Below are 23,496 nucleotides of genomic sequence, written 5' to 3' on the forward strand. Positions count from 1 at the left end.
TGCGCAAGGGATATATCGGCCACCGCGACCTTTGGGCTCATTCGATCGCTCACGGCGGCGTTGCAACAAAAAAGGCGGGCGCCGTTGCACCCGCCTCAGATATTCGAATCCAGACCCGATCAGCCGTGGGCGAGCGGCGCGCCCCAGCCGCCCCAGACGTAGATCGAGAAGAACAGGAAGAGCCAGACCACGTCGACGAAGTGCCAGTACCAGGCGGCGGCCTCGAAGCCGAAATGATGCGTCGGGGTGAAATCGCCCTTCAGCGCGCGCAAGAGGCAGACGAGCAGGAAGATCGTGCCGACCAGCACGTGGAAACCGTGGAAGCCGGTCGCCATGAAGAAGGTCGCGCCGTAGATCGAATCCTTGAAGGCGAACGGTGCGTGGGCATATTCGTAGGCCTGGACAGTCGAGAACAGGATGCCGAGCAGCACGGTCAGCGTCAGACCGCTGATAAGACCCTTGCGGTCGTCGTGCAGCAGCGCATGGTGCGCCCAGGTAACGCAGGTGCCCGAGAGCAGCAGGATCACCGTGTTGTAGAGCGGCAGGTGCCAGGGATCGAGAACCTCGATGCCCTTCGGCGGCCAGACGCCGCCGGTATAGGCGGCGCGGGTCGCCTGGATGGCTTCGCCCGAAAAGAGGCTTGCGTCGAAGAAGGCCCAGAACCAGGCGACAAAGAACATCACTTCCGAAGCGATGAACATGATCATGCCATAGCGCAGATGCAGCGACACGACGCGGGTATGATGGCCCTCATGCGCTTCCTTGATCGTGTCCGACCACCAGCCGAACATCGTGTAGAGAACGACTACGAGCCCGATGAAGAACACCCAGGGATTGGCCAGTTCGAGACCGAACATCTTGAACGAACCACCGGCCAGGTAGCGCATGTAGGCAACGCCGCCGAAGGCCATGATGAAAGCGCCGATCGAGGCCAGAAGCGGCCAGGGGCTCGGGTCGATGATGTGGTAGTCGTGGTTTTTCTGATGCGCATCGGCCATGTGAAGTATCCCCGATAAGTCTTTCTCGTGTCGTTTCCGGCTTAGCCGAAAACGGTGATCTGTCAAAGTGTGTTGTCAGTCTCGGCCGGCTTCACCGTCAGGCCGGCAATCGGCTTCGACGGTTCGCGGGCGTAGAAGGTGTAGGAAAGCGTCAGCGTGCTGATGCCCTTGGTCTCGATCGTATTGACGATTTCCGGATCGACGAAGAACACCACCGGCATCTCCATCTTTTCGCCGGGCTGCAACGTCGTCTCGGTAAAGCAGAAGCACTGCACCTTGTTGAAATAGGCGCCGGCTGCCATCGGCGTGACGTTGAACACCGCCTGTCCCGTCGTCGGCTTCTTCGACAGGTTCGTCGCCTCGAACTCGACCTGCACCGTTTCGCCGATCTTCAGTTCGATCTCGCGCTGAACCGGCTTGAATCCCCAAGGCAGGCCCGGTGCCGTGTTGGCGTCAAACGTCACCTTGATCGTCTTGTCGAGGATGACGTCGGACGCTTGCTCGACGCGCTTCGTCGTGCCGTTGTAGCCGGTGACCTTGCAGAACATGTCGTAGAGCGGAACGGCGGCATAGGCCATGCCGACCATACCGAACGCGAAGGCGAGACAGGACGCGACGATGACGCCGTTTGCCCGGTCCTTCTGGTCTGCGTTGTTCGCCACAGTCATGATCGTTCGATCCTAGTGAGCCATGCCGCTGGTGAATTTGATCAGCGTCACGACATAGAAGGCAGCAACGAGACCGAAGAGCACGAAGCCGAGCGCGATGTTGCGGCCGCGGCGCGATTTCTTCTGGGCGTCCGTCAGTCTCACGAGTTCCATCAGGCAACCTTTCCGACAGTGAGCCACAGCGTGGCAATCAGATGATCGACCATCAACGCGGAGAAGATCGCGAAGAGATAAAGGATCGAGAAGGCGAAGAGTTTTTTGGCCGGGATCATCTTCTCGTCGCCCTCCGGCATGCGGTGAACGCCGATTGAGTACCAGATGAAGCCGAGGCCGAGACAGAGAGCGATCGCGCCATAAGCGGCGCTGGCGAAACCAAGCGTGGCCGGAACGACGCCGATCACTGCCGTCAGCACCGCATAGACGACGATCTGGTTCTTGGTCGCCGCCTCGCCGCAGACATTCGGCATCATCGGCACGCCGACTGCGCCATAGTCGCGCATCTTGAACAGCGCGAGCGCCCAGAAATGCGCCGGCGTCCAGAGAAAGGTGATGAGGAAAAGCACGATGCTTTCGATCGAAATTCCATTCGTCACGCAGGCCCAGCCGATCATCGGCGGGAATGCGCCGGCGGCTCCGCCGATAACGATGTTCTGCGGCGTCGAGCGCTTCAGCCACATCGTGTAGATGACGACGTAGAAGAAAATGGTGAATGCGAGCAGCCCGGCCGACAGCCAGTTGACGACGATGCCGAGAATGCAGACGGAGAAGGCCGAGAGCGTCAGGCCGAAGGCGAGCGCTTCCTTCGGCAGGATCTTTCCCGCCGGGATCGGCCGCCTGGCCGTGCGGGTCATCACCGCATCGATATCGGCGTCGTACCACATGTTGAGGGCGCCGGAGGCTCCGGCGCCAACGGCGATACAGAGGATCGCGATGAAGCCGATGAAGGGATGGATGTGGCCCGGCGCCAGCACCATGCCGGCAAGCGCTGTGAACACCACCAGCGACATGACGCGCGGCTTCAACAGTTCAAAGAAATCGCGCGCAGAGGCTTCCGAGAGACGAACGCCGCCCTCCGGACCCATTGCTTCGTGATTTTCGATGACCGTCATATCTCATCCTTGGATCGTTTCGGCACTTATCCCGCGCCGTCTTGCCGGTTATCCCCGGCGTGGAGCGAAGCCGCCGTTACCGGCGGCTTCGGATTGAAAGCAGCGCTTACTTGATGCGCGGCAGCTGTTCCCACTGGTGGAACGGCGGCGGCGACGTCAGCTGCCATTCCAGCGTGTTCGCACCCTCGCCCCATGGATTGTCGCCGGCAACGCGCTTCTTGGCGAAGGCTTCGAAGACGCCGAAGAGGAAGATCAGGACGCCGACGGCCGAGATGTAGGAACCGTAGGACGATACCATGTTCCAGCCCGCATAGGCATCCGGATAGTCGATGTAGCGGCGCGGCATGCCGGCAAGGCCGAGGAAGTGCTGCGGGAAGAACACCAGGTTGACGCCAACGAACATCACCCAGAAGTGCAGCTTGCCGAGGAATTCCGAGTACATGTAGCCGGTCATCTTCGGGAACCAGTAGTACCAGGCGGCGAAGATGGCGAAGACGGCGCCGAGCGACAGAACGTAGTGGAAGTGGGCGACCACATAGTAGGTGTCATGCAGCGACCGGTCGAGTCCGGCATTGGCGAGCTGGACGCCCGTAACGCCGCCGACGGTGAACAGGAAGATGAAGCCGATCGCCCAGACCATCGGCGTGGTGAAGCGGATCGAACCGCCCCACATCGTCGCGATCCAGGAGAAGATCTTCACGCCGGTCGGAACCGCGATGACCATCGTCGCGAAGACGAAGTAGCGCTGCGTGTCGAGCGACATGCCGACCGTATACATGTGGTGCGCCCAGACAATGAAGCCGACGGCGCCGATGGCGACCATGGCATAGGCCATGCCGAGGTAGCCGAAGATCGGCTTGCGCGAGAACGTCGAGACGATGTGGCTGACGATGCCGAAGCCGGGCAGGATCAGGATGTACACTTCCGGGTGGCCGAAGAACCAGAACAGGTGCTGGAACAGGATCGGGTCGCCGCCGCCTTCAGGCGCGAAGAAGGCCGTGCCGAAGTTGCGGTCGGTCAGGAGCATCGTGATGCCGCCTGCCAGAACCGGCAGCGAGAGCAGGAGCAGGAAGGCGGTGATCAGCACCGACCAGGCAAACAGCGGCATCTTGTGCAGCGTCATGCCCGGAGCGCGCATGTTGAGGATGGTGGTGATGAAGTTGATCGCACCGAGGATCGACGAGGCGCCGGCGATATGCAGGCCGAGGATCACCAGATCCATCGCCGGCCCAGGCTGGCCCGATGTCGAATAGGGCGGATAGACCGTCCAGCCGCCGCCGGACCCATAGGCACCCGCCGGACCTTCGACGAACATCGACAGAAGCACGAGCAGGAAGGCCGGAACGATCAGCCAGAAGGAGATGTTGTTCATGCGCGGGAACGCCATGTCCGGCGCGCCGATCATGATCGGCACCATCCAGTTGGCGAAGCCGCCGATCAGCGCCGGCATGACCATGAAGAAGATCATGATCAGCGCGTGCGCGGTGGTGAACACGTTGAACATGTGCTTGCCGCCGTCGATGGCAGCGTCGCCTTCGAAACCGTAGACCATGGCGGCCAGACCGTGGAAGATCTGGATGCCCGGCTCCTGCAGTTCGGCGCGCATGAAGACCGACAGCGTACCGCCGATGATACCCGCGATGATCGCGAAGATCAGGTAGAGCGTGCCGATATCCTTGTGGTTGGTCGAGAGAAACCAGCGCTGAAAGAAGGTCAGCGGCTTGTGGGCGTGGTCATGGTCATGGTCATGCCCCTGATGGGCGTTGGGGGCGTGATCATGAAGCTGATCGTGTTGCGCGGTTGTTCCGGCCATGGGTCGAGTTCCCCTTCGAATTCTGTAGGGCGAATTACTGTGCGGCGTTTGCAGCGACGTCTACGGTCTTTTCCGCGCCGTCGATGGAAGCCATGAGTGCCTTGTTCGCGTCACCGATATTGGTGGCGGCGGCAGCAAGCCAAGTGTTGTACTTGTCTTCACTGACCACGCGGATGGCGATCGGCATATAGGCATGATCCTTGCCGCAGAGCTCGGAACACTGGCCATAGTAGAGACCTTCGCGGTCCGCCTTGAACCAGGTTTCATTGAGGCGGCCGGGAACGGCATCGACCTTGACGCCGAACGCCGGCATGGCGAAGGCGTGAATGACGTCGGCAGCAGTCACGAGAACGCGCACGGTCTTGCCCACCGGCACGACGACTTCATTGTCGACCGCAAGAAGACGCGGATATTCCGTCTTGTCTTCCTTGCCGAGCGATGCACGATCCTCGTCCTTCATCATCAGGCTGTCGAAGGTGAGCGGGCTCTCGCCGACTTCATATTCATAGGACCAGTACCACTGGTTACCGGTGGCCTTCAGCGTTAGGTCCGGATTAGCAGGCGGCGTCAGTTGCGCGGTCAGCAGCTGGAAGGAGGGAATCGCCAGGAAGAGCAGGACGAGGACCGGGCCGACCGTCCAGGCGATCTCGATCATCGTGTTGTGGCTGGTCGTGGACGGAACCGGATTGGCCTTTTCACGGAAGCGGAGCACGATCCAGACCAGCAGCGCCAGGACGAACAGCGTGATCGGGATGATGAACCAGAGCGTATAGTGCTCGAACCATGTGATTTCTTCCATGATTCCAGTTGCTGCCGTCTGAAAATTGGTCTGCCAAGCGACCGGCTTGTCGGCAAAGGCGTTCGTAGCAAAAAGCAGACAGGCAATGGATGCCAGAACTGCATAAGCCTTGTTTTTCACAATATGTCTCCCTGGGCGCTTGATCAGGATCAAACCAAAACGCAGAATCCCTGCGATACTGAAGCGCTTCAAACCACAGTTTGATGAGCGCCGCAACATCTGTCCATTCAAGCCCATGCGGCATTTTTGCGCAAACCGTGCTTTTCGCACAGGCTCTTGAGCGATGCGGCCTTTCAAAGGCGCGCGGCGGAGAAGACCGCACCGGCACCATCCGGCATTTCATGTCGATGGCGGACCCTATACCATATTTACCTCAGCCGGCACTACGCCGATGCCATCTTATATTGAGGCTTCACCACTCGTCTTGCCGCCTGCGCCGCCCGCAAGAGCCCCATTTCCGCCACACCGGGCTGGAATGTACCGCGCCGGGGCTTTTCATTTGCGTGTACGCACTTCAAGAATAGCCGGACTGATTCTTAAGTTTGAGGTTTACATGGGCCTGCCCCTCCTTTCCCGGCTGCCGATCGCGGCGTTCGGACTTGCCGCCACTCTTCTGTCCCATACGGCGGCGGCCCAGCAGACCGGAGCGCAACAGCCAGGCACACCCGGCACTGTAAAGTCGAACCACGGCGCATGGTCGATCGTCTGCGATCAGCCGGCGGGTGCAACCGCCGAGCAATGCGCGCTGATGCAGAACGTCATTGCCGAGGATCGTCCGGAAGTCGGTTTGTCGGTCGTGGTCCTGAAGACCGCCGATCGCAAGGCGAAGATCCTGCGCGTGCTTGCGCCGCTCGGCGTTCTGCTGCCCAACGGGCTCGGCCTCAACGTCGATGGCAAGGATATCGGCCGCGCCTATTTCGTCCGCTGTTTTTCCGACGGCTGCTACGCGGAAGTGGTTCTGGAAGAGGAACTGTTGAAGACCTTCCGCAGCGGCGCGACCGCCACTTTCATCGTCTTCCAGTCACCGGAAGAAGGCATAGGCATCCCGGTCGACCTCAAGGGTTTTGGCGAAGGGTATGACGCGCTGCCGTAAGTGGGTCGATGCAAGACAATTAGTGTGGTGATCGCCGCGCATACCCCCTCTGTCCCTTCGGGACATCTCCCCCTCAAGGGGGGAGATTGGTCGCGCGCCTTGTGCTTCCCTTACGTGGTTGAGCTAGCGAGGGAAAGGAATGATCTCCCCCCTTGAGGGGGAGATGTCACGAAGTGACAGAGGGGGGGTAATCTCTCCTCGATTGCAGGCTGCATGGTGCCACGCCACATCTCCGCTTGCCCCTCTCCGAACCTGTCCCTACATAGAGCACCATATCCTTAAGCATCTGGAGCCCGCGCCCATGAACACCGATCTCATCAAACTGTTCGACAGCGACGAGGCGGCTGTGCGCGAGGTGCTGGCTAAGACGCTTTCCGGTGCCGACGACGGCGAGCTGTTCATCGAGCACAGCCAGTCGGAAAGTTTGTCGTTTGACAATGGCCGCCTGAAGGGCGGCAGCTTCAACACCGACCAGGGGTTTGGCTTGCGCGCCGTAGCCGGGGAAGCGGTCGGCTATGCGCATGCGGGCGATCTTTCCCTCTCCGCGCTGAAGCGGGCGGCCGATGCGGTCGGCGCAGTAACGCGCGGCTATTCCGGCACCTACGCGGCAGCGCCACAGCGCACCAACAAGAAACTCTACGGCGACGAGAACCCGATCGGCGAACCGAGCTTCGAGGCCAAGGTCTCGCTGCTTGCCGAGATCGACGCCTATCTGCGGACCAAGGAACCGAAGGTGCGGCAGGTGACCGCTTCGATCGCCGCCAGCTGGCAGGTGGTCGACATCCTGCGCGCCGACGGTGAACGCATGCAGGACATCCGGCCGATGACGCGTCTCAACATTTCCGTCGTCGTCGGCGAAGGCGACCGGCAGGAATCCGGCACCTACGGCGTCGGCGGCCGCCGCGGCTTCGGCGATTTCGTCGCCACCGACAACTGGCAGCGTGGCGCCGACGAGGCTTTGCGGCAGGCGCTGGTCAACCTGGGCGCCATCGACGCGCCGGCCGGCACCATGGATGTGGTGCTTTCCTCCGGCTGGCCGGGCGTGATGCTGCATGAAGCCGTCGGCCATGGCCTCGAGGGCGATTTCAATCGCAAGAAGACATCGGCCTTTGCCGGACTGATGGGCAGCCAGGTCGCTGCGAAGGGCGTGACCGTCGTCGACGACGGCACGATCGAAGCCCGGCGCGGATCGCTGACCATCGACGACGAGGGCACGCCGTCCGGTTACAACGTGCTGATCGATGACGGCAAGCTGGTTGGCTACATGCAGGACCGCCAGAACGCCCGGTTGATGGGCATGAAGCCGACCGGCAACGGACGGCGCGAATCCTATGCGCATGTGCCGATGCCGCGCATGACCAACACCTATATGCTTTCCGGCGACAAGACGCCCGAAGAGATCATCGCCTCAGTGAAGAAGGGCATCTATGCCGTCTCCTTCGGCGGCGGCCAGGTCGATATCACGTCCGGCAAATTCGTCTTCGGCTGCACCGAGGCCTACCTGATCGACAACGGCAAGATCGGCGCGCCGGTCAAGGGTGCCATGCTGATCGGCAACGGGCCGGATGCGATGCAGCGCATCACCATGATCGGCAACGACATGAAGCTCGACACCGGCATGGGCAATTGCGGCAAGGGCGGCCAGTGGGTGCCAGTCGGCGTCGGCCAGCCGCATCTGAGGATGAACGAGATGACCGTCGGCGGCACGCAGGCCTGACGGCAGGCCCCGCCACCGAGACCGGGCTCTCTCTTTTTGTAACGCCTACTGCATAATTCCTTAAATCGGAATCGATTTAAGGATAAAATTATGCAGCAGTTTCAAAGCGCTACTGCGTCCTTGGCGCGTCATGTTTGACGCGCGGCGCTGTGGTCGCGGATTCAACAGGTGTTAACGCCGCTGCCGCTACAGTCCGGTCGTCTAAACTCGATCGCCAAGCGTCGGAAAAGCCCGTGAAAGCCAGTTTGCGAAGACTTGTCAAGCGCGCCGCCATCACCGGGGGGCTCGAAACCGCGCGGCTGGTGAATGCCGCCGGCCTGATGCGGCGCGCCCGCGGACGCGGCGCGATCTTCACGCTTCATCACGTCCGCCCGAAAAAGCCGCGCGTCTTCGACCCCAATTCTCATCTGGAAATCACGCCGGAGTTTCTCGACACGGCGATCACCCGGCTGAAGCGCGACGGCTACCGGTTCATTGCTCTGGACGCGCTCCCCGCCCACCTCGCATCGAGCGATCCTCAGCCGGTCGCGGCGTTCACGCTCGACGACGGTTATCGCAACAACCTCGACTACGCGGCCCCGGTCTTCTCCAGGCATGGCGTGCCCTTCACCGTCTTCGTCGCCGGCGGGTTCGTCGACCGGACCGAAATACTCTGGTGGGAAGTGCTTGCCGACCTTTTGGAGCAGCAGACGAGCCTCAAGTTCCAATTCGACAAGCAGATCGAGACGCTGCCAGCCGCAACGCTGCAGCAGAAACAGGCGGCCTTCGATCGTATCGCCGCCTTCATCCATGCGATCGACGAAACGACGGCTGTGGACCGGCTGAAGGGCATGGCCAATTTTCAGGGCGTCGATGCGCTGAAGCTGACGGCGGACCTGACGCTGGATGAAACCGGCCTGAGGACACTCATTGAGAACCCCCTGGCAAGTCTTGGCGCCCACACGATCACGCATCGCGCGCTGGCGCGCCTGACCGACGATGCCGTACGAACCGAGATGGAACGCTCGGCCGTGCGCGTCGAGCGTATCACCGGTCGCCGGCCGGCGTCATTTGCCTATCCCTACGGCTATAGGGGGACCGTTTCGCCGCGCGATCACCGGACGGCGAAAGACCTCGGCTTCACGACAGCCGTTACCACGCAGCCGGGCACGCTGACCAATGGCATTGAAACAGCCGCACTGCCCCGCATCTCGCTGAACGGCCATTTTCAGAAGGCGGGCTATGTCAGCGCGCTTGCCTCCGGCACTCCCTTCAGGCTAATGGGAAGCAGCTAGTCCCGCCGGTGGTCAGGGATACATCCTGACCTTGCTCCAGTTGCCCTCCGGCGCATCGCGGCAGAACTCGATGCGGTCGTGCAGACGGAAGGCGCCGTCTTTCCAGAACTCGATCGACGTCGGCTTGATCCGGAAACCGGACCAGTAGTCAGGGCGCGGGATTTCACCGATGACATAGCGAGCGGTATATTCGGCCACGGCCTTTTCCAGTGCGAAGCGGCTTTCGAGCGGCCGCGATTGTTTCGACGCCCAGGCGCCGATGCGGCTGCCGCGGGCGCGGCTCTTGAAATATTCGTCCGCCTCTTCGTTGCTGACAATCTCGACGGGACCGCGCACCCGCACCTGACGGCGCAGGGTCTTCCAGTGAAAGCACATCGCAGCCTTCATGTTGCCGAGAATTTCCTGGCCCTTGCGGCTCTCGAAATTGGTGTAGAACGTGAAGCCCCGCTGATCGAAGTCCTTCAGGAGGACCATGCGCACATCCGGCAGGCCATCCGCATCGACCGTTGCCAGCGCCACGGCAGTGGGATCGTTGATCTCCGATGCCTCGGCCTCTTTCAGCCACGTGCCAAAAAGGGAAAAGGGCTCGTTCTCTTCCGTGAAGTCACCAGTTGTTAACCCGGTCTCGCTCATATTGTCTTCCAATGCCGCAATGTGGCGATTGAGCCCGAGGGACCCGCCCGCTGAGTAAAAATGTCAGAGCCTGCCGATGCGTCCTTGGACATCGAAGCCGCTCTTTCGAGTCTGACAGGTATGCCGTGCAAGACATAGCAAAGTGGATCAAGGACACAAAGGTTTTCTCCCGGTCGACGGGATTGGCGGCCCTGTGTCTCGCGGCTGGCGCCCTGTCGGGATGCGTGGGTGCCGGCCTTGGCCTTGCGGGCTCCTCCGACGTCGACAGGAGCGTTGCCACCGGCTCCGTGCCACAGCCGCAAAATGACGAGGACAACGCCGACGCCATTACGGTGCGCAACGCCGTCTCCTCCGCCGACGTGACGATGATGACCGGGAACCCGATCCCCTGGGCGAATTCAAGCTCCGGCAGCGCCGGCGTCATCAGCAGCATCGCCGAGGAAGAGGTGAACGGCACCGTCTGCCGCAGTTTTACCACGACCCGCCATTCCTACCAGGGCATCGCCAAATTCGACGGCAAGACCTGCATGCTTGGAACCGGCGAATGGTATCTCACCAGTTTTGGCCCACGTAGCTAGCCAAGCCGTCCCATTCCGCTACCTGCCATTAACCACGCTTCGACAAAGCCGCGCGACCTGGCCCATGCAATGCCATTCCGGCCTGGCGGCTAACCGATATTTAAGCAGCAGCTTCCCATCATCGCAACCATCAGGAGCGTGCCCGGCGCGGCGCGGTTTCCTCGTTGTTTCAACAGGCTGAACCGGCCCGCTGGATGCGGTGCCTCGGCCCTCAAGAACGGTGACAGCATGCGTGATCCCTATTCAGTGCTCGGCGTCAGACGCAATGCCGGACCGGACGAGATCAAGGCCGCCTGGCGGGCGGTGGCGAAGGCCGTGCATCCCGACCAGAACAAGGATGATCCGTTGGCGACCCAGCGCTTTGCTGAAGCCGGCCGCGCCTATGAGGTGCTGAAGGACCCGAAGCTGCGCAACCGCTACGACTATGCACGCCGCGAGGCAGAACTGCGCCGCATGGAAGAGATGAAGCGCAGGAGGCGCGGCGCAACCGAGGAAGAAACCATCGATCCGGAAACGGCCGAGGAGATGATTTCGCGGATCTTCGGCGCTGACAATCGCGTCAAGCCGCAGGACACCGCCAAGCCGCAGGACAAAAAGCCCGCGGCCGCCGCACCGCAGGCCAAAGCCGAGCCGAAGCCGGAAACCAAAGCGGAAGCAAAGAGCGAGGCGGTATCCGAACCCGACGCCAAACCGGAAACAAAAGCAGAAGCAGCCGAAAAACCGGCAGGCTTCGGCGGTTTTCCCCGCGCTGCGGCGCCCGCCGCCGAACTGGTCTCGGCCATCGTCCGGCGCATTCGCGGCACGGCAAACAAGACCGCCGACAAGGTGCCGGAAATCTTCTGCGACGTGACCGTCTCGGTCGAGGACATTTTTCGCCGCGAGAAGGCAACGGCAACGCTGCCGGACGGTCAGACCCTGAAGGTCAGCCTGCCCGCCGGCGCGACCGATGGCAGCGTCGTTCGTCTCAAGGAGCAGGGCTACCGGCTGAACGGCATGCTGCGCGGCGACGTCGTCGTGACCGTCCGCATTGCCCAGGATGGCACCTTCCGGCCGGATGGCATCGACCTGCGCACGACGCTGCCGGTAAACATCCAGGACGCCGTGCTCGGATGCGAGACCACGGTGGAAACCCTGACAGGCCCTGCCAAGGTGACGGTTCCGGCCTGGTCTGGCTCGGATCATGTGATCCGCCTCGAAGGCCACGGACTACCGTCTGCCGATGGCAAACGCGGCGATCTACTGGTCGAGTTGCGGCTTATGCTGTGGGAAAAACCGGACGAGAAAGTCACCGACCTTATGCGCAGCCTGCGCAACGGACTGTATTTGTAACGTTTTTACGACAATCCCGGTGGACGCTGACCCATTATTACCGGGACTAACAGTTCCTGATCTGCACCACGCTTGAACCACAATGGCGGCTATGCCATAGCCATTGCTCGAAAATTCAGGATCGGCTCCACCAAATGGCGGCGCGGGTTCCGGCAGGTTTAACGATGCGGAATTTCCACCGGCAACTGCTGAGGGAAACACAGGCAATATTGGGGACATAACATCATGTCGCAAACATCCGGTCTGATGAAGGGTAAACGCGGCCTTATCATGGGCGTCGCAAACAACCGGTCGATCGCATGGGGCATTGCAAGGGCAATCCACGCGCAGGGCGGCGAGATCGCGTTCACCTATCAGGGCGAAGCGCTGAAGAAGCGCGTGGAGCCGCTCGTCGCCGAAGTCGGCGGCATCCTGGCGGGTCATTGCGACGTGAGCGACGAAGCCACCATCGATGCCGTCTTCGACGAACTCGAAAGGACCTGGGGCAAGATCGACTTTCTCGTTCACGCGATCGGTTTTTCCGACAAGGACGAACTGACGGGCCGCTACGTCGATACATCGGCTGAAAACTTCGCCAAGACGATGCAGATCTCCGTCTATTCGTTCACCTCGGTCGCACGCCGCGCGGAAAAGCTGATGACGGATGGCGGCTCGATGCTGACGCTGACCTACTACGGCGCCGAGAAGGTCATGCCGAACTACAACGTCATGGGCGTTGCCAAGGCAGCCCTCGAAGCCAGTGTCAAATATCTGGCTGTCGACCTCGGCCCGAAGAACATCCGGGTGAATGCGATTTCGGCCGGCCCGATCAAGACGCTGGCCGCCTCCGGCATTGGCGACTTCCGCTACATCCTCAAGTGGAACGAGTACAACGCACCGCTACGCCGTACCGTCACCATCGAGGAAGTGGGCGATGTCGGCCTCTACATGCTGTCTGATCTTTCCCGCTCGGTGACCGGCGAAGTGCATCACGCCGACAGCGGCTACCATGTCGTTGGCATGAAGGCCGTCGATGCGCCCGACATCTCCGTCATCAAGGACTGAAGCGACACGAAAGAATTCCGGGGCTCCGGCCACGCGCCCGTGCCCCGGCTCCCTTGCATAAGGGCCGATGGTCCCTGCCCCGGAGTTACTCCGTGCTCATTTACATGATCCGCCACGGACAAACCGACTGGAACGCGCAGATCCGCCTCCAGGGCCAGAAGGACATTCCCCTCAACGACACCGGCCGGCGGCAGGCGAGCGGCAATGGCCGTGCGCTTCTTTCTCTTCTCGGCAGGCAAGCGGAAAATTTCGATTTCGTCGCAAGCCCGCTGCATCGGACCCGCGAGACCATGGAACTGGCGCGGGAAGCCATGGGCCTTCCCCGTTCCGGCTACCGCACGGATGAACGGCTGAAGGAAGTCTCCTTCGGCGACTGGGAAGGCTATACGCTGGCGGAACTGGAACTGGAAATGCCGGAGCGTGTGGCCGAGCGTGAACTGTCGAAATGGGATTTCATTCCACCGGGCCCGGATGCCGAGAGCTACGAGATCCTCTCCTGGCGCGTCGGCGCCTGGCTCTCCAGTGTTTCTGCGCCCACCATCTGCGTCAGCCATGGGGGCGTGATCCGCACGCTGTTCAAGATGTGCGGCGCGATGGACGCGGAAGAAGCCGCCCTTGGCGCCATTCCTCAGGACCGGATTTTGAAGATTGAGAACGGCGCGATCGGTTGGCTCTGAGAAAGCCTGCGCCGTCACGGAAAAAGCATCGGATTACGACGGAAGCAACGGAAATTACTGAACAATTTCCAAATCGTTGATGACGCGCTTGCCATCGACTTCGGTGTAGAACACCAGAACCTTGACGCCTTCTTTCAAGCCATCGAAGTTGAATTCCTCGGGCGCCTGGTAGCTCTTGCCGTCATCAAGGGAAAGGCTCAGCTTGTCGGTATCGACGCTCGTAATTACAGCTTCGACATCCGCACTCTCGGCAAACGCGGCGAGCGGCGAAAAGAAACTGGCTGCGGCCATCAATGCAGCAACGATGAAACGCATCTGTCTTGCCCTCTTCAGTGATTCATTCAATTTGGTAATGCCCACTGTTTGACCCCCGATTGTGGCAAAAATCGCCCGCTGCCATGACTTTTAAAAGTTTAGCCGATCGGAATTTTCACGGCGGACCAATCTTGACCGACGTACACCATCTGACCGGCGAAACGGCGATTTGATAGCAGGATCAGCCTCTAAAGCCAATCTTAAGACTCCATGTTTACCGTCACGCCGGGGAATATGGGGTTCTTGAACGTTGACCAAAAGCGCTACAATCCGTCACCGCGCCTCGACGCTCGCGAGGCTGGCGAAACCGTCGCTTTTTCCCGCGGTCATCGCTGCCGCCGTCGTCTTCACCGGTGGCTATTTCTTTAAAGAGCAGAACCGTCAAAACTTCCACAGCGAACTGAAGAGCAACGTCGAGAGCGAGCTCAACCTGATCTCCACCCGGCTGCAGAGCGAGATCAACAACAACATCACCGCCCTTCGCGGCTTTGCCAACAATATCTCCGTCGCGCCCGACATGCCGCAACCGGTTTTCGACCAGTTGGCGACCAAGCTGCTCCTGCAGAATCCCCAGATGGTGCGTGTCAGCGCCGCGCCCGATGCCGTTATCCGCATGACATTTCCGCTTGTCGGAAACGAGCGGATGATCGGCACTGATTTCAAGAAATTCCGCTCCTCCAGGGTCGCCGTTGATCGCGCCCAATCGAAAGCGAAGCCGATCATCGCCGGCCCGGTGAGGCTGCCAAGCGGTCGCACCGGCTTCAACCTCTTCTCTCCCGTCTTCACGAAGAGCAATGAAACGGTGGCCTTCTGGGGTTTCATGGAAGCCGTCATCGACGAGAAGGAGATCTATCGCAACGCGCGGCTCTTCCATGACGGCAATCACGAAGACGAAACCGGTCGCGGGCACCGTCATACGGATATCCAGCTGGCAATCCGCGACATCTCGGTGAAGAACAATATCCAGGATGCCTTCTTCGGCGACACCTACATCTTCTCGAAGGAGCCGGTCATTCGCCAGCTCGATCTTCCCGGCGGCACCTGGGAACTTGCGGCGATCCCGTCCGGTGGCTGGGCGCAGCAGCCGGCCAACAGCAGTTGGCTGGACATCGCCATTCTCATCGCTGCCACGATCATCATTGTTCCGATTTTGCTGACCGGCGGCCTCGTCAACGAACGCCAGCGCAACATTGCCACGCTGCGATCCCGCGAACGGGAACTCCTGACCGTATCGCACCGGCTCAACCTGGCCCTCGAATCCTCCAACATCGGCATCTGGGAGATCGACCTCGACACGCAGCACCGTTCCTGGGACAAGCGGATGTATCATCTGCACGGCATGCCGCCAGACGATGGCGGACCAAGCTACGCAGATTGGCGGCGGACCATTCATTCCGACGACATCACCACGGCCTCGCTGATCTTGTTCAAAGCGCTGGATGAGGACCTCGAATACCGTTCGCAATATCGCGTGATCATGCCGGACGGCAGCGTCCGCCATGTGCGCAATGCCGGCTCGACGCATACCGGCGCCGACGGCAAGGCGAAGATCACCGGCATCAGCTGGGACGTCACTGACGACGTGCTGATGACCGAGCAGCTCAGAACCGCGAAGGCGTTGGCGGAAGCCAAGAACGGCGAGCTCGCCGAGGCCAAGGACCGCATCGAGCACAATGCGTTGCACGATCCGCTGACCGGGCTTGGCAATCGCCGCATGCTCGACAAGGAGCTGGAAACGCTGTCGGCTGCGCGCAAGGACGGCCTGCAGAACATCGCCATCCTGCATATCGACCTCGACCGCTTCAAACAGATCAACGACACGCTCGGCCATGCGGCGGGCGACGCGATGCTGGTGCATGCGTCGAAAATCCTCAGCTCCAATGTGCGAGCAGGCGACATGGTCGCCCGCATCGGCGGCGACGAGTTCGTCGTCCTGGTGGCCGATCCGCCGGACAAGGCCTCTCTCTCGATCCTTTCGGAACGCATCATCGCCGAGATGCGCCAGCCGGTCGACTACCACGGCTTCCCCTGTCGCTTCGGCGTCAGTATCGGCATTGCGGTTGCCGGCGACATGGCGATCGACGAACGGCAGCTTCTGGTCAATGCCGATATCGCGCTCTACCGGGCCAAGGAAAACGGCCGCAATCGCTGCGAATTCTTTACCGAAGCGCTGCTGGCGGAAATCATCACCACCAAGCGCATCGCCGACGAAATCCTCGAAGGCATCGAGAAGAACCAGTTCGTCGCATGGTACCAGCCGCAGTTCGAGGCGGGCACCCTGCGTCTTTCCGGCGTCGAAGCGCTGATTCGCTGGAACCATCCGCGCGACGGCGTCCTGACACCCGACAAGTTCCTCGAGATCGCCGAAGAACTCAATGTCGTCGCCACGCTCGACCGGATCGTCCTCGACCGCGCGCTGATCGATGCCATGCGCTGGGCTGCGATGGGCATCGACGTGCCGAAGGTCTCCGTCAACGTCTCGGCCAAGCGATTGAGCGACAACACGCTGTTGAATTCGCTGCAGGGCCTTTCGTTCAAGCGGGGCCAGCTCTCCTTCGAACTGGTGGAATCGATCTTCCTCGATGAGAGCGATGACATCGTCACCGCCAATATCGAGGGCATCAAGAAGCTCGGCATCGATATAGAGATCGACGACTTCGGTACCGGCCACACCTCGATCGTCAGCCTTTTGAAGATCAAGCCGAAGCGGCTGAAGATCGACCGGCAGCTCGTCGCTCCTATTCTGAACGCCCGCAGCGAGCAGGCGCTGATCCGCTCGATCATCGAGATCGGCCGCTCGCTCGGCATCGAAACGGTGGCCGAAGGCGTGGAGACCATGGCGCATGCGGAAATGCTCGGGCTGCTCGGTTGCGATCTGCTGCAGGGCTATGCCTTCGCCAAGCCGCTGACTTTCGAGAAATTCGTCGCATTCGCCACCACCGAAGCCCTGCAACTGGCGTCCTGATCGTTGCTTTCCTGACGAGACACACTGTCCACGCGCCAATTGCCATATTTTGCCAGAAAGGTTTTCCCTTTCGGGCATTTTCCCACTAATAGTCACGCCGAATGAATGTCGCATGCCGGCGCCTTGAACGCCGGCGGTTTACACATCGGTTCTGGACATGTCGCACAACACCTTCGGTCATCTTTTCCGCGTCACCACCTGGGGCGAAAGCCATGGACCAGCGCTCGGCTGCGTCATCGACGGCTGCCCGCCCGGCATTCGCTTCACGCTTTCCGAAGTGCAGGCCTGGCTCGACAAGCGCAAGCCCGGTCAGTCCCGCTTCGTCACCCAGCGCCGCGAGGACGATCTGGTGAAGGTGCTCTCCGGCGTCATGCTGGACGCTGATGGCGAGACGATGATCACCACCGGCACGCCGGTGTCGATGATGATCGAGAATACCGACCAGCGCTCCAAGGATTATTCCGAGATCGCCAAGAGCTACCGGCCGGGCCACGCCGACTACACCTATGACCTCAAATACGGCATTCGCGACTATCGCGGCGGCGGCCGCTCGTCCGCCCGCGAGACGGCGGCGCGGGTCGCCGCCGGCGGCCTTGCGCGCAAGGTCGTGCCGGGGCTTCTGGTACGCGGCGCGCTCGTGCAGATCGGCAAGCACAAGATCAACCGCGACAACTGGGACTGGAATGAAGTCGGCAACAACCCGTTCTTCGCCCCCGACCCGGCCATTGTGCCGGTCTGGGAGGAATATCTCGACGGCATCCGCAAGGCCGGCTCTTCGGTCGGTGCCGTCGTCGAGGTGGTGGCCGACGGCGTTCCGGCCGGCATCGGTGCGCCGATCTATGCCAAGCTCGACCAGGACATTGCCTCCAACCTGATGTCGATCAATGCCGTCAAGGGCGTCGAGATCGGCAACGGTTTTGGCGCGGCCGAAATCACCGGCGAGGAAAACGCCGACGAGATGCGCATGGGCAGTGACGGCAACCCGATCTTCCTGTCGAACCATGCCGGCGGCATCCTGGGCGGCATTTCGACCGGCCAGCCGGTGATCGCCCGCTTCGCCATCAAGCCGACCTCGTCCATTCTCACCCAGCGCCGCTCGATCGACGCGGACGGCAACAATGTCGATGTCCGCACCAAGGGCCGTCACGACCCCTGCGTCGGCATCCGTGCGGTGCCGATCGGCGAGGCCATGCTTGCCTGCACGATCGCCGACCACTACCTGCGCGACCGCGGCCAGACCGGTCGACTGAAATGACTGGTCGACTGAAATGACCGGACGCCTCAAGTCACCATCCAAGGAAGAGTTCCATGCCCTTTGACCAGAAGCGCGTTGCAGATGCCATCCGGGCCTTCGAGGCCGGCGAGATCGTTGTCGTCATCGACGACGACGGCCGCGAGAACGAAGGCGACCTGATCGTTGCCGCCGTTCACTGCACGTCGGAAAAGATGGCCTTCATCGTCCGCCACACCTCGGGCATCGTTTGCGCGCCGATGCCGAGGGAAGAGGCCAAGCGCCTCAACCTCAACCCCATGGTGGCGGAAAACGATTCGGCCCATACCACTGCCTTTACCGTATCCATCGACTTCAAGCATGGCACGACCACCGGCATATCGGCCGACGACCGGACGCTGACGGTGCGCAACCTCGCCAACCCGAATGTCGGCGCGGCCGATTTCACGCGTCCCGGCCATATTTTCCCGCTCGTTGCCCGTGAAGGCGGCGTGCTGATGCGATCCGGCCATACCGAAGCGGCCGTCGACCTCTGCAAGCTTGCCAGCCTGCCGCCCATCGGCGTCATCTGCGAACTGGTCAACTACGACGGTACGGTCACGCGCGGCCCGCAGGTCACTGAATTTGCGGAAAAACATGGCCTGAAGCTGGTTTCCGTCGCCGACCTCATCGCCTATCGCCAGCGCAAGGAAACGCTGATCCAGCTCGAGACGAGCTTCGACGTCGATACGCCCTACGGCAAGGCCAAGGCCCATGCCTATTCGCTCCCGTGGGACCCGATGCAGCACCTCGCGGTGGTCTTCGGCGACATCCGCGACGGCGTCGACATTCCGGTCAGGCTGCATCTGGAAAATGTCGCGGCCGACGTGTTCGGCAAGGATTGCGCGCTCGATGACATCATGAAACGCATGGCCGAACAGGGCCGCGGCGTTATCGTTTACCTGCGTGAAGGCTCCGTCGGCGTCGGCGTTTCACAGACCGCGCGCAAAGGCAATCATGACCGCGAGGGCCATGACGAGGCGCAGGCGCGCGAAAGCGAATGGCTGGAAATCGGGCTTGGCGCACAGATCCTGAAAGATCTCGGCATCACCTCGATCAAGCTGATCTCGTCGCGCGAACGCCACTATGTCGGCCTCGAAGGTTTTGGCATCCAGATCGCGGCGACGGAGATTATGTAAACGCGCGGCAATAAGGGACACCGGCTGTTCGGGCCGGTGTCTTTTTACCGTGACGGCACGCTTCTGTGCGGCCCTTTAACCGAGAGGCGTCGGAGCTCGCACTTCGACCAATCCCGGTCAGGCGCGAACTCACCTGCACCGCTTGCTCCATCGGCCACCGGAAAGTATCTATCTGAATCTGGTATTTTCCAGAATGGCCGAAACCGGCCTGCAATAATTGACCGCCTCTTGCGGGATGGCTTGCCGAGCAACCAAACTCATGATTCGACAAGGATCACGATGGACTCCGGCACCACGCCATCATAAGCCATCGCTTCAGCAGCTGCCGTGCTCTCCAGCGCCTTCTTGACGACGTCCATGTCCGGAACGTCCATAAGAACGGCAACCCGTGTCGGGTCCTGCGCGTCAACGAATGTTCGAATGTTGGTCACGCCAAGTGGACCAAATAACTCTTTGCGCTTTGGCGATTTGAGCCAATGTTCGGCGCCCTTTGTGATGTTGTGGTAGGCAACAATTGTCGGCATTGTATCCTCCCTCGTGCGACGTGAACGTCCGGCGTCAACCAGGAGTGCCAAAATCCGTCCACGTCGAGTCACGGAACGCCCTATAACTTGGACTGTCAAGCAGCGTCAGGGGCGCAACGGTTTAGAAACAACGATGGCCAGGACGGGTCGCTTCCCTTGAAGTACAGCCGCGTCCGGCGGCCGTTTGGCGCGAGCGAACAGCTGGTCAACGACTGGAAGGCTCACCTGCAGATCATGGAAGCTGGCGGCTGGGGGGCACTAATCGTCTGGGCGGGATCGTTTGATACCATCGCCGCATTGAAGGCCCGCTCGACCTCTTCAAGCGTTTCCAGGTCCGCTGCACTCATACGGATGTCCCCTCGTCCCAACGCCGCTGCATCTCCGCAGGCGTGACTTGCTCGATGGTCTGCGACAGCATCCAGCGATGGCCGTAGGGATCGATGACCTGCGCTACCCGCTCGCCAAAGCTCTGGTCCGTCGCCGGGCGCAACAGCGTCGCCCCGGCCGAGAGGGCTTGCGCGACCGCCGCGTCGGTCGAGTCGGTATCCACGTGGAAGGTCACCGGCGAACCGCCGATGGTATCAGGAGACAGGGCGCCGAAGTCCGGGTATTCATCCGCCAGCATCATCAGCGTTTCTCCGAAACGGAGTTCAGCGTGCCCTATCCGTCCGTCCGAAGGATCGGTCATACGGAAGATTTCCGTTGCGCCGAAAGCTTGCTTGTAAAAGTCGATGGCCCGAACTGCATCCTCTACGATGAAATAAGCACTCACTTTTCTGGCGAAACTCGGCATGACGCTTCTCCTTGACCGGAATGGATATTAACGTTACGTATCGTAACGATATGAGTCAAGACAGGAACGCAACACCGCAGAAGCGTGGGCGGCCGCCAAGTGCAACGGCGCGCAAGCGTGCCCTGGAGGCGGCGCATGAGATTCTGATGACCGAAGGCTTCGGCCGCCTGACGATCGAGGCGGTTGCAACGCGGTCCGGTGTCGGCAAGCCGACGATCTATCGCAACTGGGCCAACGCGCAGGAACTGGCGATGGCCGCCCTGCTGGTCAATCCGTTGCCCTCAGCGGAGGCCGAAGGGGCCACCGCGCACGCCGCCCTTGGTGCGCAGATGCGTGGGCTGATAACTGCCTTCGCCAGCACGCGTGGGCGGCAAATCACCATGGCGCTCGCGGCCGCTGACCCGGAAAGCGAATTCACCAAGGCGTTCCGCAACCAGGTGATCCTGTCGAGCAGAAACGCTGGTCGCATCATCCTTGAACAGGCGCTGGCCCGTGGAGAAATCATCCGGCCCCCTGATCTCGAGGCCCTCCTCGACATGATCTACGGACCCGTCTTCTTCCGGCTGCTGGTCGGCCATCGCCCGCTCTCGCCGGAGTTCGGCGATGCGATCGTCGAGACCGCTTTGCGGGCCATTGCACCGCTGGGCCAGTGACAGCAGATCTCCGGGAACGCCAAGTCGCTTTCGCGAAAATTCTGAAGACCGCGTCAAAAGTCTTTTGACACGGTCTGCCTAGATTTTGCGCCGGCGCTTTATCCCATCGCCAAAATCATGCAGGATTTAGCATGTCGCGAATAGCGAGTTGTAGGAGGTGAGTATGTATTCTACGCGGCGGATCGAGACGGAAGATGCTGGTAATTTGGTCAAACTGTGGCGACAAGCGTGGATTGCTACTTATGCGGAAAGCCTTGGCGCGGATGCTTTGAGCGCCATGCTATCCAATCTCGATGCTCATGGTTCTTCCGAGTTGCTGCCAGGTAATGGTGAGTAAGGTTATTGTGCGTTTTTAGACGATGAGATTGTGGGGAGTGCAATCTTTGCCATCCGTGAACTGCACGAGATCCCATAAATTTCCGTAGAGGTCCTCAAACACAGCGACAATGCCGTATGGGGCTTGCTTCGGCTCACGTGTAAATCGGATGCCCGCATCGAGCATGGCCGAGTAGTCCCTGCTGAAATCGTCGGTCCGCAAGAACAGGAAGACGCGACCGCCGGCCTGGTTGCCTATGAACGTTTCCTGATGAGCCGAGGACGCGCGTGCGAGAAGCAATGAGGTGCTGCCCTCGCCTGCGGGCCTGACGACAACCCAGCGCTTGTCCTGCTCCGGCTGGTAGGTGTCCTCAATCAGAGCAAACCCCAATTTGTTGACGTAAAAGTCGATTGCTTCGTCGTAGTCGCGAACGACAATCGCGATAAGGGCAATAGCTTGGTTCATGGCGCCTCTGCTGGTCCGACAATAGTGTCTGTGGTTGCAGAATTCGGGAGCGAATACGAGTCCGCTTCGGGTCAAGCGGGCATTCACGGTTATGCGTGACTTCCTCTACCCGATCCGCGCTCAGCGGGCCTCACCCATTCCACCCATCCAGAAACACCACCTTCTCGACGCCCGCGAACTTCGCCACCCGTGCCAGTTCCGCCTCCAGCCGCTCCATCCGGCCCGACGACGTCCGCACGCCCTTTTCCCACCAGACACGCTTGACGTCGAGCGTGGCCGCCTTGCGGTCGGCCTTCATGTCGATGCGGCCGACGAGGCGGTCGCCTTCGAGCAGCGGGAAGACATAGTAGCCGTATTCGCGCTTGGGCTCGGGAACGAAGACTTCGATGCGGTAATAGAAGCCGAAGAGCCGTTCCGTGCGGTTGCGGTCGCGGATCAGCGGATCGAAGGGGCTGAGCACGCGCAGGCGGGCGGGCGGATCAGTGAGATCGCCGAGATTGCCGGGGAAGCCGATGAAGGCATAAGAGAGGCGCGGCTTCTCGCCATCGGCCGGTTCGATCATCACCTCGGCCAGTTCGTCGCGATGGCCGGCGACCCAGGACTTGGCTTCCTCCGGCGAAATCAGGTCGAAGAAAGCGGCGATTTCGCCGTGGGTGGCAAAACCCAGCCGCTCCAATGCCGCGCGGCAGCACCAGTCGATAAAAGCCTCATGGCTGACTTCCGGTCCGTGGTGATGATCCGGAATGACCCGCTCGGTGAGGTCGTAGACCTTCTGGAAATTTTCCCGCCTTGCGATCGCCACCCTGCCGGTGCGCCAGAGATATTCGAGCGCCGTCTTCGACGGATGCCAGTTCCACCAGCCGCCGGAGACCCGGCCCTCGAACTTGAAATCCCGCGCCATCACCGCGCCATCGCGGAGGATCTTCTCGTAGGTCTCGTCGAAGGCCTGCTCGAACCCCTCTTCGCGCCATTTGCGCCAGCGCTCGATGATCGTCTCGCTTTCGCGCTTGAAGCGGTGTTTCCAGTAGACGAAGAAGCGGCTCGGGATGATCGAGGCGTCGTGCGTCCAGTGCTCGAACAGGGCCCCGTCCTTCTCCAGAAGCTCGGTCAAATGCTCGCGCCTATAGGTCTGGTTGCGCGAGAAGAGTATCTGGTGATGGGCGCGCTCGACCGTCGAGATGCTGTCCACCTGGACGAAGCCGATATCGTGGATGAGATCGAGCAGACCGTCCTTGCCGAGTGCCCGGTGCGGCGGCGCGGCCAGACCCTGCTTGTTCAGGAAAATACGCCGCGCATCGCGGTTTGAAACGAGAATCGCCATAAC

General features: G+C 61.0%; 24 protein-coding genes. 12 read left to right on the forward strand and 12 right to left on the reverse strand.

Annotation, left to right across the window (positions count from 1 at the left end):
* Positions 1-119: 119 nt before the first annotated feature.
* The 6 genes from ACSQ2W_RS02780 to coxB all read right to left on the reverse strand — a co-directional run bounded on the left by ACSQ2W_RS02780 (position 120) and on the right by coxB (position 5,507).
* Positions 120-998 carry a cytochrome c oxidase subunit 3 gene (locus ACSQ2W_RS02780; RefSeq protein WP_436084874.1) on the reverse strand — a complete coding sequence of 293 codons (879 nt, stop codon included), beginning with the start codon at positions 996-998 and terminating at the stop codon, positions 120-122.
* A 62-nt stretch (positions 999-1,060) separates the two neighbouring features.
* Positions 1,061-1,666, reverse strand: coding sequence for a cytochrome c oxidase assembly protein (locus ACSQ2W_RS02785; RefSeq protein WP_436084875.1), 606 nt, complete (start codon positions 1,664-1,666; stop codon positions 1,061-1,063).
* Between the two features lie 12 nt (positions 1,667-1,678).
* Positions 1,679-1,819 carry a hypothetical protein gene (locus tag ACSQ2W_RS02790; RefSeq protein WP_436084876.1) on the reverse strand — a complete coding sequence of 47 codons (141 nt, stop codon included), beginning with the start codon at positions 1,817-1,819 and terminating at the stop codon, positions 1,679-1,681.
* Entirely contained in the window at positions 1,819-2,775 is a 957-nt protein-coding gene (locus tag ACSQ2W_RS02795) for a heme o synthase (protein WP_436084877.1), read from the reverse strand. Before ACSQ2W_RS02795 ends, ACSQ2W_RS02790 begins: the two co-directional genes overlap by 1 nt.
* A 106-nt stretch (positions 2,776-2,881) precedes the next feature.
* Positions 2,882-4,588, reverse strand: a complete 1,707-nt coding sequence (gene ctaD, locus ACSQ2W_RS02800; RefSeq protein ID WP_436084878.1) for a cytochrome c oxidase subunit I — start codon at positions 4,586-4,588, stop codon at positions 2,882-2,884.
* Positions 4,589-4,622: 34 nt separating this feature from the next.
* The gene (gene coxB / locus ACSQ2W_RS02805) at positions 4,623-5,507 is read right to left on the reverse strand and encodes a cytochrome c oxidase subunit II (protein WP_436084879.1); all 885 of its coding nucleotides are present in this window, start codon (positions 5,505-5,507) and stop codon (positions 4,623-4,625) included.
* A 433-nt stretch (positions 5,508-5,940) separates the two neighbouring features.
* Here coxB and ACSQ2W_RS02810 point away from each other — a divergent pair, with 433 nt between their 5' ends.
* The 3 genes from ACSQ2W_RS02810 (at position 5,941) to ACSQ2W_RS02820 (ending at position 9,471) form a co-directional block, all read left to right on the forward strand.
* Complete coding sequence (locus ACSQ2W_RS02810) at positions 5,941-6,480, forward strand: invasion associated locus B family protein (protein ID WP_436084880.1); 540 nt, start codon at positions 5,941-5,943, stop codon at positions 6,478-6,480.
* A gap of 301 nt (positions 6,481-6,781) precedes the next feature.
* A complete protein-coding gene (tldD, locus tag ACSQ2W_RS02815) occupies positions 6,782-8,197 on the forward strand; it encodes a metalloprotease TldD (RefSeq protein WP_436084881.1) in 1,416 nt (471 codons plus the stop codon).
* Positions 8,198-8,430: 233 nt separating this feature from the next.
* Entirely contained in the window at positions 8,431-9,471 is a 1,041-nt protein-coding gene (locus ACSQ2W_RS02820) for a polysaccharide deacetylase family protein (RefSeq protein ID WP_436084882.1), read from the forward strand.
* A gap of 12 nt (positions 9,472-9,483) precedes the next feature.
* Here ACSQ2W_RS02820 and pdxH read toward each other — a convergent pair whose 3' ends face one another.
* On the reverse strand, positions 9,484-10,116 hold the full coding sequence (pdxH, locus tag ACSQ2W_RS02825; protein ID WP_436084883.1) for a pyridoxamine 5'-phosphate oxidase: 633 nt from the start codon (positions 10,114-10,116) through the stop codon (positions 9,484-9,486).
* A gap of 113 nt (positions 10,117-10,229) precedes the next feature.
* Between pdxH and ACSQ2W_RS02830 the strand changes: the two genes are divergently transcribed.
* The 4 genes from ACSQ2W_RS02830 to ACSQ2W_RS02845 all read left to right on the forward strand — a co-directional run bounded on the left by ACSQ2W_RS02830 (position 10,230) and on the right by ACSQ2W_RS02845 (position 13,732).
* Positions 10,230-10,682 carry an RT0821/Lpp0805 family surface protein gene (locus tag ACSQ2W_RS02830; RefSeq protein ID WP_436084884.1) on the forward strand — a complete coding sequence of 151 codons (453 nt, stop codon included), beginning with the start codon at positions 10,230-10,232 and terminating at the stop codon, positions 10,680-10,682.
* A 228-nt stretch (positions 10,683-10,910) separates the two neighbouring features.
* Positions 10,911-12,011: a DnaJ C-terminal domain-containing protein gene (locus ACSQ2W_RS02835; protein WP_436084885.1), complete on the forward strand. Its 1,101-nt coding sequence runs from the start codon at positions 10,911-10,913 to the stop codon at positions 12,009-12,011.
* Between the two features lie 225 nt (positions 12,012-12,236).
* On the forward strand, positions 12,237-13,055 hold the full coding sequence (fabI, locus tag ACSQ2W_RS02840; protein ID WP_436084886.1) for an enoyl-ACP reductase FabI: 819 nt from the start codon (positions 12,237-12,239) through the stop codon (positions 13,053-13,055).
* 92 nt (positions 13,056-13,147) lie between these two features.
* Entirely contained in the window at positions 13,148-13,732 is a 585-nt protein-coding gene (locus ACSQ2W_RS02845; RefSeq protein ID WP_436082270.1) for a histidine phosphatase family protein, read from the forward strand.
* A 54-nt stretch (positions 13,733-13,786) separates the two neighbouring features.
* Here ACSQ2W_RS02845 and ACSQ2W_RS02850 read toward each other — a convergent pair whose 3' ends face one another.
* Positions 13,787-14,047 carry a DUF1344 domain-containing protein gene (locus ACSQ2W_RS02850; RefSeq protein ID WP_436084887.1) on the reverse strand — a complete coding sequence of 87 codons (261 nt, stop codon included), beginning with the start codon at positions 14,045-14,047 and terminating at the stop codon, positions 13,787-13,789.
* A gap of 250 nt (positions 14,048-14,297) precedes the next feature.
* Here ACSQ2W_RS02850 and ACSQ2W_RS02855 point away from each other — a divergent pair, with 250 nt between their 5' ends.
* From ACSQ2W_RS02855 to ribB, 3 genes are all read left to right on the forward strand, one after another.
* Positions 14,298-17,012, forward strand: a complete 2,715-nt coding sequence (locus tag ACSQ2W_RS02855; RefSeq protein WP_436084888.1) for a bifunctional diguanylate cyclase/phosphodiesterase — start codon at positions 14,298-14,300, stop codon at positions 17,010-17,012.
* 157 nt (positions 17,013-17,169) lie between these two features.
* Positions 17,170-18,267 carry a chorismate synthase gene (gene aroC / locus ACSQ2W_RS02860; protein WP_436084889.1) on the forward strand — a complete coding sequence of 366 codons (1,098 nt, stop codon included), beginning with the start codon at positions 17,170-17,172 and terminating at the stop codon, positions 18,265-18,267.
* A gap of 53 nt (positions 18,268-18,320) precedes the next feature.
* Positions 18,321-19,421 (forward strand): 3,4-dihydroxy-2-butanone-4-phosphate synthase, encoded by a 1,101-nt coding sequence (gene ribB / locus ACSQ2W_RS02865; RefSeq protein WP_436084890.1) that lies wholly within the window; start codon positions 18,321-18,323, stop codon positions 19,419-19,421.
* Positions 19,422-19,678: 257 nt separating this feature from the next.
* Here the strand turns inward: ribB and ACSQ2W_RS02870 are convergent, their stop codons facing one another.
* Positions 19,679-19,945, reverse strand: coding sequence for a hypothetical protein (locus ACSQ2W_RS02870; protein WP_436084891.1), 267 nt, complete (start codon positions 19,943-19,945; stop codon positions 19,679-19,681).
* Between the two features lie 343 nt (positions 19,946-20,288).
* A complete protein-coding gene (locus ACSQ2W_RS02875) occupies positions 20,289-20,738 on the reverse strand; it encodes a VOC family protein (RefSeq protein WP_436084892.1) in 450 nt (149 codons plus the stop codon).
* Positions 20,739-20,788: 50 nt separating this feature from the next.
* Between ACSQ2W_RS02875 and ACSQ2W_RS02880 the strand changes: the two genes are divergently transcribed.
* On the forward strand, positions 20,789-21,391 hold the full coding sequence (locus tag ACSQ2W_RS02880) for a TetR/AcrR family transcriptional regulator (protein WP_436087660.1): 603 nt from the start codon (positions 20,789-20,791) through the stop codon (positions 21,389-21,391).
* A gap of 163 nt (positions 21,392-21,554) precedes the next feature.
* Positions 21,555-21,728, forward strand: a complete 174-nt coding sequence (locus ACSQ2W_RS02885) for a hypothetical protein (RefSeq protein WP_436084893.1) — start codon at positions 21,555-21,557, stop codon at positions 21,726-21,728.
* A 15-nt stretch (positions 21,729-21,743) separates the two neighbouring features.
* On the opposite strand, the gene ACSQ2W_RS02890 is transcribed toward ACSQ2W_RS02885, so the two are convergent.
* Together ACSQ2W_RS02890 and ACSQ2W_RS02895 are read right to left on the reverse strand one after the other, a co-directional pair.
* Positions 21,744-22,172, reverse strand: coding sequence for a VOC family protein (locus ACSQ2W_RS02890; protein ID WP_436084894.1), 429 nt, complete (start codon positions 22,170-22,172; stop codon positions 21,744-21,746).
* Between the two features lie 130 nt (positions 22,173-22,302).
* Positions 22,303-23,493: a winged helix-turn-helix domain-containing protein gene (locus ACSQ2W_RS02895; RefSeq protein ID WP_436084895.1), complete on the reverse strand. Its 1,191-nt coding sequence runs from the start codon at positions 23,491-23,493 to the stop codon at positions 22,303-22,305.
* Positions 23,494-23,496 lie beyond the last annotated feature (3 nt).

The organism is Pararhizobium sp. LjRoot255 (assembly GCF_964252905.1).
In the GTDB taxonomy this organism is placed as follows: domain Bacteria; phylum Pseudomonadota; class Alphaproteobacteria; order Rhizobiales; family Rhizobiaceae; genus Pararhizobium.

Bases quoted from the DNA above. Each gene is read 5' to 3' on its own strand.
- ACSQ2W_RS02795 (WP_436084877.1), bottom strand. From the start codon at position 2,775: ATGACGGTCATCGAAAATCACGAAGCAATGGGTCCGGAGGGCGGCGTT.
- ACSQ2W_RS02790 (WP_436084876.1), bottom strand. From the start codon at position 1,819: ATGGAACTCGTGAGACTGACGGACGCCCAGAAGAAATCGCGCCGCGGC.
- ctaD (WP_436084878.1), bottom strand. From the start codon at position 4,588: ATGGCCGGAACAACCGCGCAACACGATCAGCTTCATGATCACGCCCCC.
- ACSQ2W_RS02835 (WP_436084885.1), top strand. From the start codon at position 10,911: ATGCGTGATCCCTATTCAGTGCTCGGCGTCAGACGCAATGCCGGACCG.
- ACSQ2W_RS02895 (WP_436084895.1), bottom strand. From the start codon at position 23,493: ATGGCGATTCTCGTTTCAAACCGCGATGCGCGGCGTATTTTCCTGAAC.
- ribB (WP_436084890.1), top strand. From the start codon at position 18,321: ATGCCCTTTGACCAGAAGCGCGTTGCAGATGCCATCCGGGCCTTCGAG.
- ACSQ2W_RS02850 (WP_436084887.1), bottom strand. From the start codon at position 14,047: ATGCGTTTCATCGTTGCTGCATTGATGGCCGCAGCCAGTTTCTTTTCG.
- ACSQ2W_RS02870 (WP_436084891.1), bottom strand. From the start codon at position 19,945: ATGCCGACAATTGTTGCCTACCACAACATCACAAAGGGCGCCGAACAT.
- ACSQ2W_RS02885 (WP_436084893.1), top strand. From the start codon at position 21,555: ATGTATTCTACGCGGCGGATCGAGACGGAAGATGCTGGTAATTTGGTC.
- fabI (WP_436084886.1), top strand. From the start codon at position 12,237: ATGTCGCAAACATCCGGTCTGATGAAGGGTAAACGCGGCCTTATCATG.
- tldD (WP_436084881.1), top strand. From the start codon at position 6,782: ATGAACACCGATCTCATCAAACTGTTCGACAGCGACGAGGCGGCTGTG.
- ACSQ2W_RS02875 (WP_436084892.1), bottom strand. From the start codon at position 20,738: ATGCCGAGTTTCGCCAGAAAAGTGAGTGCTTATTTCATCGTAGAGGAT.
- ACSQ2W_RS02780 (WP_436084874.1), bottom strand. From the start codon at position 998: ATGGCCGATGCGCATCAGAAAAACCACGACTACCACATCATCGACCCG.
- ACSQ2W_RS02890 (WP_436084894.1), bottom strand. From the start codon at position 22,172: ATGAACCAAGCTATTGCCCTTATCGCGATTGTCGTTCGCGACTACGAC.
- ACSQ2W_RS02880 (WP_436087660.1), top strand. From the start codon at position 20,789: ATGAGTCAAGACAGGAACGCAACACCGCAGAAGCGTGGGCGGCCGCCA.
- ACSQ2W_RS02785 (WP_436084875.1), bottom strand. From the start codon at position 1,666: ATGACTGTGGCGAACAACGCAGACCAGAAGGACCGGGCAAACGGCGTC.
- aroC (WP_436084889.1), top strand. From the start codon at position 17,170: ATGTCGCACAACACCTTCGGTCATCTTTTCCGCGTCACCACCTGGGGC.
- ACSQ2W_RS02810 (WP_436084880.1), top strand. From the start codon at position 5,941: ATGGGCCTGCCCCTCCTTTCCCGGCTGCCGATCGCGGCGTTCGGACTT.